12 protein-coding genes and 2 pseudogenes are annotated in these 12,912 nt (G+C 65.0%); 3 read left to right on the top strand and 11 right to left on the bottom strand.

All coding sequences use genetic code 11. The annotated features are described in order from the left end of the window. Positions 1-197 precede the first annotated feature (197 nt). Complete coding sequence (locus RHBS_RS15415; protein WP_183130166.1) at positions 198-821, bottom strand: TIGR03085 family metal-binding protein; 624 nt, start codon at positions 819-821, stop codon at positions 198-200. Positions 822-917: 96 nt separating this feature from the next. On the opposite strand from RHBS_RS15415, the gene RHBS_RS15410 reads away from it, so the two are divergent. Then, a complete protein-coding gene (locus tag RHBS_RS15410; RefSeq protein ID WP_128645967.1) occupies positions 918-1,697 on the top strand; it encodes a sulfite exporter TauE/SafE family protein in 780 nt (259 codons plus the stop codon). 3 nt (positions 1,698-1,700) lie between these two features. On the opposite strand, the pseudogene RHBS_RS15405 reads toward RHBS_RS15410, so the two are convergent. The 3 genes and pseudogenes from RHBS_RS15405 to thyX all read right to left on the bottom strand — a co-directional run bounded on the left by RHBS_RS15405 (position 1,701) and on the right by thyX (position 5,320). Further along, a pseudogene (locus RHBS_RS15405) lies at positions 1,701-3,451 on the bottom strand (ribonuclease J). Positions 3,452-3,558: 107 nt separating this feature from the next. Beyond that, a complete protein-coding gene (gene dapA / locus RHBS_RS15400) occupies positions 3,559-4,467 on the bottom strand; it encodes a 4-hydroxy-tetrahydrodipicolinate synthase (protein ID WP_027496818.1) in 909 nt (302 codons plus the stop codon). Positions 4,468-4,567: 100 nt separating this feature from the next. Next, positions 4,568-5,320 (bottom strand): FAD-dependent thymidylate synthase, encoded by a 753-nt coding sequence (gene thyX / locus RHBS_RS15395; protein ID WP_128645969.1) that lies wholly within the window; start codon positions 5,318-5,320, stop codon positions 4,568-4,570. A 140-nt stretch (positions 5,321-5,460) separates the two neighbouring features. Here thyX and RHBS_RS15390 point away from each other — a divergent pair, with 140 nt between their 5' ends. Further along, positions 5,461-5,940, top strand: a complete 480-nt coding sequence (locus RHBS_RS15390; RefSeq protein WP_128645966.1) for a hypothetical protein — start codon at positions 5,461-5,463, stop codon at positions 5,938-5,940. 27 nt (positions 5,941-5,967) lie between these two features. On the opposite strand, the gene zwf is transcribed toward RHBS_RS15390, so the two are convergent. The 3 genes and pseudogenes from zwf to RHBS_RS15375 all read right to left on the bottom strand — a co-directional run bounded on the left by zwf (position 5,968) and on the right by RHBS_RS15375 (position 10,205). Continuing rightward, on the bottom strand, positions 5,968-7,422 hold the full coding sequence (gene zwf, locus RHBS_RS15385; RefSeq protein WP_128645965.1) for a glucose-6-phosphate dehydrogenase: 1,455 nt from the start codon (positions 7,420-7,422) through the stop codon (positions 5,968-5,970). A gap of 63 nt (positions 7,423-7,485) precedes the next feature. Next, positions 7,486-8,694, bottom strand: a complete 1,209-nt coding sequence (locus RHBS_RS15380) for a winged helix-turn-helix domain-containing protein (protein ID WP_128645964.1) — start codon at positions 8,692-8,694, stop codon at positions 7,486-7,488. A gap of 148 nt (positions 8,695-8,842) precedes the next feature. After that, a pseudogene (locus RHBS_RS15375) lies at positions 8,843-10,205 on the bottom strand (OFA family MFS transporter). A gap of 97 nt (positions 10,206-10,302) precedes the next feature. Between RHBS_RS15375 and RHBS_RS15370 the strand changes: the two are divergent. Then, positions 10,303-10,785, top strand: coding sequence for a hypothetical protein (locus RHBS_RS15370; RefSeq protein ID WP_237669262.1), 483 nt, complete (start codon positions 10,303-10,305; stop codon positions 10,783-10,785). A 2-nt stretch (positions 10,786-10,787) separates the two neighbouring features. Here the strand turns inward: RHBS_RS15370 and RHBS_RS15365 are convergent, their stop codons facing one another. The 4 genes from RHBS_RS15365 to RHBS_RS15350 all read right to left on the bottom strand — a co-directional run. Next, entirely contained in the window at positions 10,788-11,693 is a 906-nt protein-coding gene (locus RHBS_RS15365) for an alpha/beta hydrolase (RefSeq protein ID WP_128645963.1), read from the bottom strand. 16 nt (positions 11,694-11,709) lie between these two features. Continuing rightward, positions 11,710-12,162, bottom strand: a complete 453-nt coding sequence (locus tag RHBS_RS15360) for a flavodoxin family protein (RefSeq protein ID WP_121870072.1) — start codon at positions 12,160-12,162, stop codon at positions 11,710-11,712. A 6-nt stretch (positions 12,163-12,168) separates the two neighbouring features. After that, on the bottom strand, positions 12,169-12,588 hold the full coding sequence (locus tag RHBS_RS15355; RefSeq protein ID WP_183130407.1) for a hypothetical protein: 420 nt from the start codon (positions 12,586-12,588) through the stop codon (positions 12,169-12,171). Positions 12,589-12,638: 50 nt separating this feature from the next. After that, on the bottom strand, positions 12,639-12,912 hold a 274-nt coding region (locus RHBS_RS15350; protein WP_272913864.1), incomplete at its 5' end, for a dihydrodipicolinate reductase C-terminal domain-containing protein.

Below are 12,912 nucleotides of genomic sequence, written 5' to 3'. Positions count from 1 at the left end.
CTTCTTCGGCGTGGTGACGGTGCGCGCGGTACGGCCGCCACCGGATTTACGGGCGGTGCCGGATGCGCGCGAGGAGCCGGATCCGCTGGATCCGGCCCTGGCGGTGGAGGTGCTGGTCTTTCCTGCCATGCCCCCAGCTAGTCGCAACAGCCCCGTCGAAACCATCCGCAACACCAGTAACAGCGGAGGTGAATGTGTCAGAAGCTCAGATCGAGCGCCTTCACGGCAGCGACATCGTCTGCCGAACCCTCGTACAGCACCTCGATCTGATCACGTCCGAACGCGTAGAGCAGCAGTTCCGACGGCTCCCCCACCACGGTCACGCCGGGGCCCGACCCGCCCTTGAACGTGGCATGTCGGCCATCGGGAGTGCGCACGTGGACCGGCACGGGTGAGGAGCGGTGACCGCCCCGACCCACCAGACGAACCTGCGGCCAGAGCCGGGTCTCCACCGCGGTGGGTAACACTCGCCGAGTCCAACTCTCACCTGCCCGGCGCAGATCCTCGTGATGAACGAACATCTCACCGAGATTGATCAAAGGATCCAGCAGTGCGAACGGCGACCACATGGGCGGCCCGGTCCGTACGTCCTCCACCACGGTCGCGAACGGCTTGTTCGCCACGGATCGCTGGACCCGCTCCGTGTACCCCGCGAGCGGAGAGAGAAATATGCCCGGCGAAGCGTCCAGGCGTCGCTCCCGGACGACGAGATGCGCCGCCAGATCGGCCGCTGTCCACTCACCGCACAGCGTCGGCGCATCGGGACCCACGTCGAGAAGGGTCTGGACCAGTTGAGAACGTTCATCCTGGGCAAGGCTCACGGAGTCCACGGTACGTCCCGAGCGAACCGACGGCATCCCGCCGGCCTCACACTCCCCGATGTTCGATGCACCCGACCCGTCGGTAGCCTCCCAACAGTGCCGGTATCGGAAATTCTCGTCATCCTGCTCGCCGGACTCGGAGCCGGAGCGATCAACGCCGTCGTCGGTTCCGGGACGCTGATCACGTTTCCGACCTTGGTCGCATTCGGCTATCCCCCGGTGGTCGCCACCATGTCCAATGCCGTGGGACTGGTCGCGGGAAGCGTGTCGGGCACGTGGGGATATCGCCGGGAACTGCGCGGGCAGTGGCATCGCCTGCGGTGGCAATTGCCCGCCTCGTTCTTCGGAGCGCTCGGTGGCGCCTGGCTGCTGCTGCATCTGCCCGAAACCGTGTTCGCCGCAGTGGTTCCGGTGTTGCTCATCGGCGCGCTGATTCTCGTTGTCGCACAACCGCGAATTCAGGCCTGGGCCAAGCGACGATCGGAAGCCGCAGGCAAGGCCGCGAACCACATCAGCCGTACCCGGATGGCACTGGTCACCGGAGGCACTCTGATGGTCGGCATCTACGGCGGCTATTTCACTGCCGCACAGGGCATTCTGCTCATCGGGGTGATGGGGGCACTACTCCCCGAAACCATGCAGCGGATGAACGCAGCCAAGAATCTCTTGTCGCTGGTCGTCAATGTCGTTGCAGCAGTGACGTACACGATCTTTCGATTCGACGACATCAGCTGGCAGGCCGCCGGACTGATCGCGGTCGGCTCCCTGATCGGTGGAGCGGTCGGAGCGCGCTACGGCCGCCGGCTCTCGCCGGCGGCCCTGCGTGGTGCCATCGTCGTTCTCGGTCTGATCGGACTCTGGCGACTGCTCGTCTGAACTCTAGGACTGCGGTTGCGGCTTGACCGCGATGATCGTCGGAACGATCATGGGCTTGCGGCGATACTTGTCCGCCACCCACCGACCGACCACACGGCGCACGGCCTGCGCGATGCGATGCGTATCCGACACGCCGTCGGACGCCAGACGCTGCAACTCCGACTCGACGAGTTGACCGGCCTCCTTGAGTGCGGCCGGATCGTCGGAGAATCCTCGACCGGACACCTCGGGTGCGGTCACCGCGCGTCCGGTGGCCGAATCGACGGCAACGCTGATCGCGATGAATCCGCCCTCGCCCAGTACCAGTCGATCGGACAGCGTCGAATCGCCGACGTCACCGACCGAGAGGCCGTCGACGTACACGTGCCCCACGGGCACCTGTCCGACGATCTCGGCGAGACCGTCGACCATGTCGACCACCACGCCGTCCTCCGCCAACACCACACGTTCCTCGGGGACACCCGTCGCCTTGGCCAGCGCCGCGTTGGCCCGCAGGTGACGCCACTCGCCGTGCACCGGCATGGCATTGGTGGGCCGTACCGCGTTGTAGAGGTACAGCAGCTCACCCGCCGAGGCGTGGCCCGAAACGTGAACCTTCGCATTCTGCTGCGTCACGACGGTCGCGCCACGCTTGGCGAGGCCGTTGACCACGGCAAACACCGAGTTCTCGTTGCCGGGGATGAGCGAGGAAGCCAGCACCACGAGATCGTTCGCCTTGACGTTGATCTGGCGATGCTCGCCGCGGGCCATCCGGGACAGCGCCGAGAGCGGCTCGCCCTGCGAACCGGTGGAGATGAGCACCAACCGGTCGTCGGGAAGCGTTGCGGCAGTGTCGACAGTGACCTCGAGGCCGTCGGGCACACGCAGGTAGCCGAGGTCCTGAGCGATCTGCATGTTGCGGACCATCGACCGGCCGACGAACGCCACCCGGCGGTTGTACCGCTCGGCGACGTCGATGACCTGTTGGATGCGGTGCACGTGACTGGCGAACGACGCGACGATGACGCGCTGTTTCGCCTTGCCGATGACGGTATCGAGCACTCCGCCGATCTCGCGTTCCGGCGTGACGAATCCGGGCACCTCGGCATTGGTGGAGTCGACCAGAAGCAGGTCGACGCCCTCGTCGCCGAGCCGCGAGAAGCCGGCCAGGTCGGTCAGGCGACCGTCCAGCGGCAGCTGATCGAGCTTGATGTCACCCGTGTGCAGTACCAGACCTGCATCGGTCCTGATGGCGATGGCAAGCGCATCGGGAATCGAGTGGTTCACCGCGAAGTACTCGCAGTCGAACGGGCCGTGTTGCGTGTGCTGGCCCTCGATGACCTCGACGAGGTTCGGACGCAACCGATGCTCACGGCACTTGGCCGCGACCAGAGCGAGGGTGAACTTGGATCCGACGACGGGTAGGTCAGGACGCAGACGCAGCAGGAACGGCACCGCTCCGATGTGGTCCTCGTGACCGTGCGTCAGGACCACGGCCTCGACGTCGGCCATGCGGTTCTCGATGTGGCGGAAGTCGGGCAGGATCAGGTCGACGCCGGGCTGCTGGTCCTCGGGAAAGAGCACGCCGCAGTCGATGATGAGCATTTTGCCTGATGCTCGAACACCGTCATGTTGCGACCGATTTCGCCGATACCACCGAGTGCGACCACTCGCAGGCCCTTGAACGGGGCCTTCGGCGGTGTGCCGAGGCGCTCCGTCGGATCGAATTCACGACGCTTGTCGGGACGCTGAGTGCGCGCCGAGTTCTGCACCATCGGCTTGCCCTGCCGGGCTCCTGCCGGTTGGCCCTGCTTCGGGGCCGGACGCTCGGAGGGAGGTCCGGCGTTTCGGGTTGCGCGTCCGCGCGATCTGTTCGGTCGTGTCATACAAGAACTCCTGCCGCCCGCAGCTCTGCTGCAAGCAATTCGATGTGGTCGATGCTCGGTGGCACCTGGGGAAGTCGTGGTTCGCCGACATCGAGTCCGATGAGGCGAAGGCCGGCCTTCGATGCGCTGACGCCGCCGAGGCGCGCGACCGAACGAATGACCGGAATGAGGCTGACGTTGATTGCCTGTGCGCGTGCGATGTCGCCCATCATGAAGGCGGTGTGCAGCTCACGGAGCCGAGCCGGAACGAGGTGGCCGATGACGCTGACGAAACCGGTCGCACCCACCGAGAGCCAGGGCAGGTTCAGCGGGTCGTCGCCGGAGTAGAACTGCAATCCTGTCGACGCGATCAGTTCGGCGCCGGCGTTCAGATCGCCCTTGGCGTCCTTGACCGCGAGGATCCGTGGATGCTCGGCGAGCCGACGCAATGTCTCGGTCTCGATCGGAACGACCGACCGCGGCGGAATGTCGTAGAGCATCACGGGCAGGTCGGTGGCGTTGGCGACCGCGGTGAAGTGCGCGTACAAACCGGCCTGAGGTGGCCGGGAGTAGTACGGGGTGACGACCAGGAGACCGTGCGCGCCTGCACGGGCGGCGTCACGAGCGAGTTCGACGCTGTGCGCGGTGTCGTTGCTGCCTGCCCCGGCGATGATGCGAGCTCGATGGCCGACTGCGGCGATCACTGCGCGGAGCAGTTCGAGCTTCTCGTTCTCGGTGGTGGTCGGCGATTCGCCCGTCGTGCCGGCCAGAACCAATCCGTCGTTGCCCTGCTCGACGAGGTGATGTGCCAGCCGAACGCCCGCATCGATATCCAACTTACCGTCCGCTGTGAACGGGGTCACCATGGCGGTGAGCACCGTACCGAACACAGGCGCAACGGAAGGAGCGGCGTCACCGTAGGTCATGGCAGCAGATTACCCGGTGCTTTGCCCACTCTCGCGCAGCGGGACTCCCCGCCGACACCGTCGATGCATACCCGGTCTCCGACGCCACCGAACCTCGTCGTCAGACCTCGGTCACGAAGGGGCTGCGGGCGACTTCCGTGCCGTCCGGCAGCGTCGAGATCTCGAAGTCGCCGAACACGTCCGGAGCCACTCCCACGAGCTTACGCAGACATTCGACGGCAACACGTCGAATCTCCACGTCCGCATGCTCCGAGGCACGCATCGACACGAAATGCCGCCATGCCCGGTAGTTCCCGCTCACCACCACCCGCGTCTCGGTCGCATTCGGCAACACCGACCGGGCCGCCTGCCGGGCCTGCTTACCGCGCAACGCAGCGTTGGTGACCGATTCCAGCTTTCCCTCGAGCGCACCGAGCAGTTCGGTGTACGCAGCCCGGCTCGCCTCGGTCGCGGACGCGAACAGCGCCTCGAGCTCGGGATCGCCTTCGACAGCGGGCGGAAGAACCACGTTGGCGTCGTGTTCGGGAACGAATCGCTGCGAGAGCTGCGAGTACGAGAAGTGCCGGTGCCGAATCAACTCGTGCGTGCACGATCGCGAGATGCCGGTGATGTAGAAACTCACGCCGGCGTGCTCGAGAACCGAGAGGTGCCCGACGTCGAGCAGATGACGCAGATACGACGCATTGGTCGCGGTCCGGGGATTGGGCTTGGACCAGCTCTGATAGCACGCACGTCCGGCGAACTCGACCAACGCCTGCCCACCGTCCGCGTCGGTTTCCCAGGGAATGTCGACGGGCGGAACGAACTCGGTTCGGGCGACCAGTTGCACTCTCAGCGCAACCGTCCGCGGCACAGCTCTACCTTCGTTTTCTGCTGACACCGCACAACCCTAAACGCGGTACCGATGCCCGGCGAACGATGACGTCACAGTGCTGCAACCTGACGCCACCAGGGCTGCTTGACCGACGTCACCGATGGCGTCACACTGGCGTCATGGAACTGGACAAGTACACCGCGTCGCTGCGCACGGATCTACTCGCGGCGGCTGCCCTGGGAGACGAGCACACTCGCCAGACGGCCGAAGCACTCGGCAAGACGGCGGAGGCTTCGGCCAGATTGATGCTGCTCACGGCGCTGTCGGACTTCGCCGCAGAGGTATCGAACGATCTGGACGGTCATACGGTCACCGTTCGTCTCGACGGTACGCAGGCGCACGCCGATGTTCGACGCGACAGCCCGGTGCCCGGTCTGCACGACGGCGATCCGGCGGAGTCCGTCACCGAGGACTACCCGACCATGGACGACGTGTCCGGTGAGGTCCGGCGGGTGACGCTGCGACTGGTCGAGCAGATCAAGGAACGTGCCGAGGACGCCGCGAACAACAGTGGAGTGTCGCTCAATTCGTGGTTGTCCCAAGCAGTTCAGGGCGCACTGCGCGACCAGATGCGCAAGGATCGCGGCTGGAACAACTGAGCTCCGGGTTCGAGCGAGCGCTGGGCCCTACTTCTTCTCGCGCCACTCCCGCTCGAACGGCAACCGCCACGCGTGTGGGGCGATGAGTTGATGGATGGCGTTGGGACCCCACGACCCCGGTGCGTACAGCCGGACCGGTGGCGGATCGGCGAGCAGCGGCTCGGACACCTTCCACAGCCGCTCGATGCCCTCTGCCGTGGTGAACAGCGTGTGGTCGCCGTACATGGCATCGAGAATGAGCCGCTCGTACGCTTCGAGGACGTCGCCGACCCGCTCGGTTTCCTGGATGGCGAACTGCATGCTGAGTTTGTCCAGGCGCATACCGGGTCCCGGGCGCTTGCCGTAGAACGACAGTGACACCTTCGAGGCGTCCGCGAGGTCGAAGGTCAGGTGGTCGGGACCTTGCGCGCCCACACCCGAGCCGGCCGGGAACATGCTCTTCGGTGGTTCCCTGAAGGCGATCGAGATGATCCGTTGTCCCTCTGCAAGGCGTTTTCCGCTCCGCAGGTAGAAGGGCACTCCGGCCCAGCGCCAATTGTCGATCTCGCACTTGAGTGCCACGAAGGTGTCGGTGTCGGAATCGGCAGCCACCCCCTCCTCCGAGCGATAGCCCGTGTACTGGCCTCGCACAACGTTTTTCGGATCCAGCGGCATCATGGATCGGAAGACCTTGTTCTTCTCCTCGCTGATGGCGCGGGGTTCGAGCGCCGTCGGCGGTTCCATGGCCATGAATGCCAGCACCTGGAACAGATGGGTGACCACCATGTCTTTGTACGCGCCGGTGGATTCGTAGAATCCGGCTCGACCGTCGAGGGCGAGCTTTTCCGGGATGTCGATCTGGACGTGATCGATGAAATTACGGTTCCAGATCGGCTCGAACAACCCGTTGGCGAAGCGGAAGGCCAGGATGTTCTGAGCGGGTTCCTTACCGAGAAAATGGTCGATGCGGAAGATCTGATCCTCGTCGAACGTTTCGTGAACCCGAGCATTCAGCGCGATCGCACTCTCGAGGTCGGTGCCGAACGGCTTCTCCATGATGATCCGGGAGCGCTTCACCAGATCGGCCGACGCGAGCGTATCCACCACGGCCAGAGCAGCTCTCGGCGGAACGGACAGGTAGTGCAGCCGTTTCGTGCTTCCTCCGAGTTCGATCTCGGCCTCGGCCACGGCCTCCCCCAGCGCCGCCGGTCCTGCCTTCTGTGACACGTACGTCAGTCGCGAGGCGAAACGACTCCATTGCTCGTCGCCGACTTTGCGGCTCGAGTAGGCGTTGATCGATTCGCGAGCGAGAGCGCGGAATTCGTCGGTCGACATCTCTTCGAGCGAGGTTCCGACGACACGGATGTTCGGCGCGAGGTCGGAGAGCGCCAGATGCATCATCCCGGACAGGAGTTTTCGCTTGGCCAGGTCTCCTGTCGCCCCGAACAGGACAACGACCTGGGGTGGGAGTTCCGTGGCAGTGTCCGTCCGGCGTGAAGTCACGGTTCGATAGTGACACCGATCCTGCCCGAGTGCACTTCGGCAGGAGTCGACTCACTGACGGACTCACCGCAATGCGGCGACGAGGTCTCCCCGGTCCCCCACCACCACGCGTTCGAGTTCGAGCCAATCCGCCATCTCCTGCAGTACCTCTCGTAGTCGAGGCGCGATGTCGCGCGCGTCGCGGTCGCCTTCGACGTAGGCCGCGATCACGTGCAGTTCGGACCGAGGTCGCACTGATTTGAGATCGAGTCGAGCCACCAGGTGCCCGTCGAGCAGGAAGGGAAACACGTAGTAGCCGTGAACTCGCTTGTGCTGTGGGGTGTATATCTCGATTCGGTAGTGGAAGTCGAAGATTCGCTGCACCCGCGGCCGATAGAAGATCATCGGATCGAACGGGCACAGCAGTGCGGCCGCGGTGGCCGTTCGGGGCGTTCTGGCCTCGCGGTGCAGGTATGCCGGTGCGTTCCAGCCTCGAACGGTCACCTGTTCGAGTACACCGTCCTCGACGAGTTCGGCGATCGCCGCCTTGGCCTGCTTCTGCGAGAGCCGGTAGTAGTCCCTCAGATCCGGCTCGGTTCCGACTCCCAGTGCCCGAGAGGACTTTTCGATCAGTGCACGTACCGCGTCCGGTTCGTCGACACGCCTGTTGAGAACGTCATACGGGATCACCCGTTCGCTGAGCTCGTACCGGCGCACGAATCCCGTGCGTGCCGGCACGGTCACCACGCCGGCCGCGAACAGCTGTTCGCAGACGACCTTGACATCGCTGCGGTCCCACCACGGACCCTTGCGACCGGGAGTGTCCACCTCGAGGTGCTTTTCGATCTCACCCGCGCTGGCCGCGCCGTTGTCGCCGATCACCGCCAGGACGTCGTCGACGAGCGTCGGTTCACGATCGAGAACGTGGGCGGCTCCGCCCCACCGCCCGTGTCGATACAGCTCCATTCGCCACCGCATCAGCGCCCAGTCCTCCACGGGCAGTAGTGCGGCCTCGTGGGCCCAGTACTCCACCAATCGACGAGGCCGACGTGCAGTATCGGTCCATGCGGCGTCGTCGACGATCGTGCGGTCGTAGGCACCGACGCGGCTGAACACCGGTGCGTAGTGCGCGCGCACCACCACCGACACCGAGTCGATCTGCAGCAACCCGGTGGCGTCGATGGCTGCGTGAACGGCGGCCTTGCTCGCCGGCCGAGTACGCGAACGCCTCGACGCCAACCCCTGGGCGGCCAGGGCGGTGCGACGGGCGGCGGCGGCACTCATCTCCTGCATCGGGTCAGCCTGTCACGCCCCACCGACATACTGACTCAGCTGCTGAACAGGTTCGCCGCCTTGAGGATCAATTCGTACAGTCCGTAGGCGAACGGCACGGCAACCCAGGCCCATGCGACCACCATCGTGACCTGCTTCTGTCCGCCGCTCATGCCTTTGCTCCCGTGGTTGCTGCAGAACCCGCGTGATCGGATTCGTGGTACTTCGAGGCGACCGGCTTGATCGCTTCGTTGGCCAGGAAGCCGACCACCAGCAGGGCGATCATCACGTAGAACGCCGGTAGGTATCGGCCGGTGGTGCCGGGCTCTCCGGCGTCGGCGATGGCGTTGACGATCAGTGGCCCCAGCACGCCGGCCACCGACCACGCGGTGAGCAGTCGTCCGTGGATCGCGCCCACCTGATAGGTACCGAAAAGGTCCTTGAGATAGGCCGGAACCGTCGCGAAACCCGCACCGTAGAACGAGAGAATCAGCAGCGCCGAGACCATGAACAAGATCTTGTTGGTGTTGGTGAACAACGCGATGTAGAGGTACAGCAGTGCGCCGACGCCGAGGTACATCCGGTAGATGTTCTTGCGTCCCACCACATCGGATACCGAAGACCAGACGAACCGTCCGATCATGTTGGTCAGCGAGAGAAACGCGACGAAGCCGGCGGCCGCGGCGGCGAGAGATTCGGGCGAGGTCGCGTCGGGAAAGAAGTCCTGATAGATGCCCGATCCACGTTCGAGAATGCCGATTCCGGCCGTGACGTTGAAGCACAACACGACCCACAGCAGCCAGAACTGGGGAGTCTTCACTGCGTTCGCCGCCGAGACGTTGTGCGTCGAGATCATCGACGACGACGCGGGCGGGGTCCACCCGGCCGGCGTCCATCCCTCGGCCGGCACTCTGATCAGCACGACACCGAGGGCCATGAACACCGCATATCCGACGCCCAGTGTGAGGAACGTCTTGGCGATGGAACCTTCGGTGAAGCCGCCGAAGTTCACCATCAGCGAGCTGGTGAGCGGAGACGCGATGAGTGCGCCGCCGCCGAATCCCATGATGGCGATACCGGTGGCCATGCCCGGCCGGTCGGGGAACCACTTCATCAAGGTCGAGACGGGTGAGATGTAGCCGATTCCGAGGCCGATACCGCCGACGAATCCGTAGCCGAAGATCACCAGCCAGAACTGTCCGAGGGCCATGCCGAGCGCGGACAGCAGCAGGCCCGAGACGAAGAAGACCAAGGAGACTGCCATGGCCCACCGTGGACCGTTCTTCTCGACGCGGGTCCCGAAGATCGCCGCGGACAGGCCGAGCATCACGATGGCGAGCTGGAACGGAATGGCGGTGACGGTGCCGCTGAGCCCGAGTGCGTCGGGCTGCGAGATGGCGTTCTTGAACACGCTCCAGGCGTAGGCGGATCCGATCGCGAGGTGAATCGACAGCGCGGCCGGGGGGTATCAGCCAGCGGCTCCACTCGGGTGTCGCGACGATGGCGGAGCGATCGAGAATGCGGAGGGTCATCGAAATCCCTTGGAATAGAAAGTGGTACAAACTTGCACGAGCCCTAGCAGTCAAACACGGGCACCACCTCGGCTGCTCACAATCAAGAATAGTTTCTGTGCCGAACTCACTATTCGGGCCGGGTATCTTCGAGGAAGTGGATATCGAGCGGTGGCGCAGCAGATTGCCGGTGAGACGAGCCTCCGACGGCGAGGTGATCGGGTGGACCGTTGCGCACGACACGAGTACGCAGGACGAATACGACGACGGCTATCTGGTCGATGCCGTCAATCCCGCCGGAATCGCCGTCGCGCAGTGCGTTCCGATCGAGACTGCGATCGCCCACCTCGAGGATCGCGGTCTGGCATCGCTGTCGGCTCCACATTGGACGAAGGCACCCCTGCCGCTGGAGTCCGAGACCGATCTGAGTGCACCGCAGGAAGACTGGCCGTGGCGGCGTGTGCTGATGACGCAACTCGACGACAACCGAGTGTGGATTCGGCCCGCGTATCCGAGTTGGCCGGAGCGCCTGCTCGAGCTTCCGCTGCCGATCCCGGCCGACGACATCCTTCGTCCGGACTCCCCCGAGAACTCCGACTGAGGTCAGTAGCGTCCCAGGACGGACCTCATGACGTCGGCCAGCTGGGTCAGCCCGGGTTCCTCGACGGGGAGATGCCCGCACCCGTCGAGCATCACGATCTCGGTGTCGGCCCGAATGCGTTGCAGAAAGCGGATACTGACGCTCGGTGGCGTCCACCGATCGTCGGCGGGGTGGGTCAGGAGTACCGGCGGACCGTCGTAGTTCTCGGGTCGGGTGTGCGAGTAGCCGAAGAAGCTCGCGAGGAAGCCGATGGGAACACGCACCCCGCCGCCTCTGGGGTCACGTGCGCACACACCGGACAGCTCCGCGTTCAGGCTCATGTTCGCCATGTCGGCCATCCACCGGACCGGAATACGTACTCCGCCTGCGCCAGCGGCGAGCATCCGAAGAAGCTGTGGAGCCGGCCCACCGAGCAGGTCGAATCGCGCCGCCGCACGGCGAGCGCTCGAATCGGCCGGATCGAGCAGGCAGGTCGCGATCACTCTGTCCACCAGCCCCGTTCGGTGCGCCACCTCGTACGCGAGCATGCCTCCCATGCTTGCGCCCAGCAGTACGAGAGGACGGCCGTCGCGAGACTTCTCGGCGGCCACGAGCTCGCACAGCAGGTCGATCCAGTCGCGGTAGCGAACGGACGCGGGGTCCGAGACGACGGTGTCTCCGTAGAGAGGCAGGTCGGGGCACATCACCTCGAAGCCCTCTCGGGCGGCGATGGCGGCGTACGGCCACAACAGACCGGAGTGGCCCCCGGCACCGTGCAAGGCCATGACGCGGACCCTGGACTCGGGCCGCGCAGCACGGGCGATGTGAACGCGCTGCTCGCCCCACATCCAGTACGTCGACTCGGGCTTCTCCCCTGCTACCGGCTGATACTGCTCCGGCACAAATCGGACATACCGGTCGAAATCCATGATGGGATCGTAGCCGTCAGATCGACAGCCCCGCCGCGACGGTTCCGCCGAGCTCGTAGCAGCGTTCGCGTGCAGGCTTGCCGCTCTCGGCGATGTGCACGGTCCCGAAGACCTTCTCGAGGCCCCACCCCGACGCGATCTTCTCGATGGCCCGTCCGGCACCCACGGTGTCGTCGTTGCCGTGAACCCAAGCGGCGTAGGGCTTTCCGGCAACGGCACCGAGGCACGGATAGTACACGGTGTCGAAGAAGTGCTTCAGAGCCCCGCTCATGTAGCCGAAATTCGCCGGTGTTCCGAAGAGAAATCCGTCGGCACCGAGGACATCCGGAACGGTCGCGCCGAGTGCAGGCACACTGCGCACGTCCACGCCGGTGATCTCGGGGTCGTGTGCGCCGTCGAGCACTGCCTCGAGCAGCTCCCGAGTGAGCGGGCTCGGGGTGTGATGAACGACCAACAGGGTGCGCGGCATAGAAGGTCAGTTCTCGTTCCGTTCGAGTGCCACGGCGCGCTTCATCGTCTCGCGGGCCCGCCCGCGGTCACCGGCGTAATCGTAGGCACGAGCCAGACGGTACGAGTTGCGCCAGTTGTCCGGATCCTTCTCCCACTCGGTCTTGATCTGTTGGAATAACTCGTCTGCCGCATCACGTTCGATCCGCCCCGACGGCCTGCGCGGAAGATCGGCGACGTCGAGTTCGAGGCCTTCCTCATGGATGCGCGACGCCAGCCTCTGGTGGTCGAAACCGGCTTTGAGGGTGGCCCACACGATCCACAACCCGAGTATCGGCAGCAGCAGGACCCCGATCCCCAGCGCGATGCTCGCAACGCCACCGTTCTGGATCAGCGTCACGCCGCGCTGGCCGAGCAGGAAGAAGTAGAAGCCGAGGATCAGCACCATCACCGTGATGATGGCGACGACCTTTGTCGTTTTGTTCACCGTCGATCAGCTCACAGGTCCAGCAGCGGGTCGAGGCCGACGGTCAACCCCGGTCGTCCGGCGATCTCGCGGACTCCGAGAAGGACTCCGGGCGCGAAGGACGTTCGATCGAGCGAATCGTGCCGAATGCTCAGCGTCTCCCCCTGCGTGCCGAGCAGAACTTCTTGATGCGCAACGAGTCCCGCGAGCCGGATCGAGTGCACACGCACTCCGTCCACGTCGGCACCACGTGCGCCGTCGAGTTCGGTCGTCGTCGCGTCGGGGCTCGGCGGAGTGCCTGCGGCG

The sequence above is a fragment of the Rhodococcus sp. BS-15 genome (genome assembly GCF_000813105.1).
GTDB lineage: Bacteria > Actinomycetota > Actinomycetes > Mycobacteriales > Mycobacteriaceae > Rhodococcoides.
Note: the sequence above shows the minus strand (reverse complement) of the source record. Positions and strands in the feature narration are given on the sequence as shown.

What these genes read in the sequence shown, in the direction of transcription:
- dapA (WP_027496818.1), bottom strand. Translation starts at nt 4,467, where the DNA reads ATGACCTACGGTGACGCCGCTCCTTCCGTTGCGCCTGTGTTCGGTACG.
- RHBS_RS15390 (WP_128645966.1), top strand. Translation starts at nt 5,461, where the DNA reads ATGGAACTGGACAAGTACACCGCGTCGCTGCGCACGGATCTACTCGCG.
- RHBS_RS15380 (WP_128645964.1), bottom strand. Translation starts at nt 8,694, where the DNA reads ATGCAGGAGATGAGTGCCGCCGCCGCCCGTCGCACCGCCCTGGCCGCC.
- RHBS_RS15365 (WP_128645963.1), bottom strand. Translation starts at nt 11,693, where the DNA reads ATGGATTTCGACCGGTATGTCCGATTTGTGCCGGAGCAGTATCAGCCG.
- RHBS_RS15360 (WP_121870072.1), bottom strand. Translation starts at nt 12,162, where the DNA reads ATGCCGCGCACCCTGTTGGTCGTTCATCACACCCCGAGCCCGCTCACT.
- RHBS_RS15355 (WP_183130407.1), bottom strand. Translation starts at nt 12,588, where the DNA reads ATGGTGCTGATCCTCGGCTTCTACTTCTTCCTGCTCGGCCAGCGCGGC.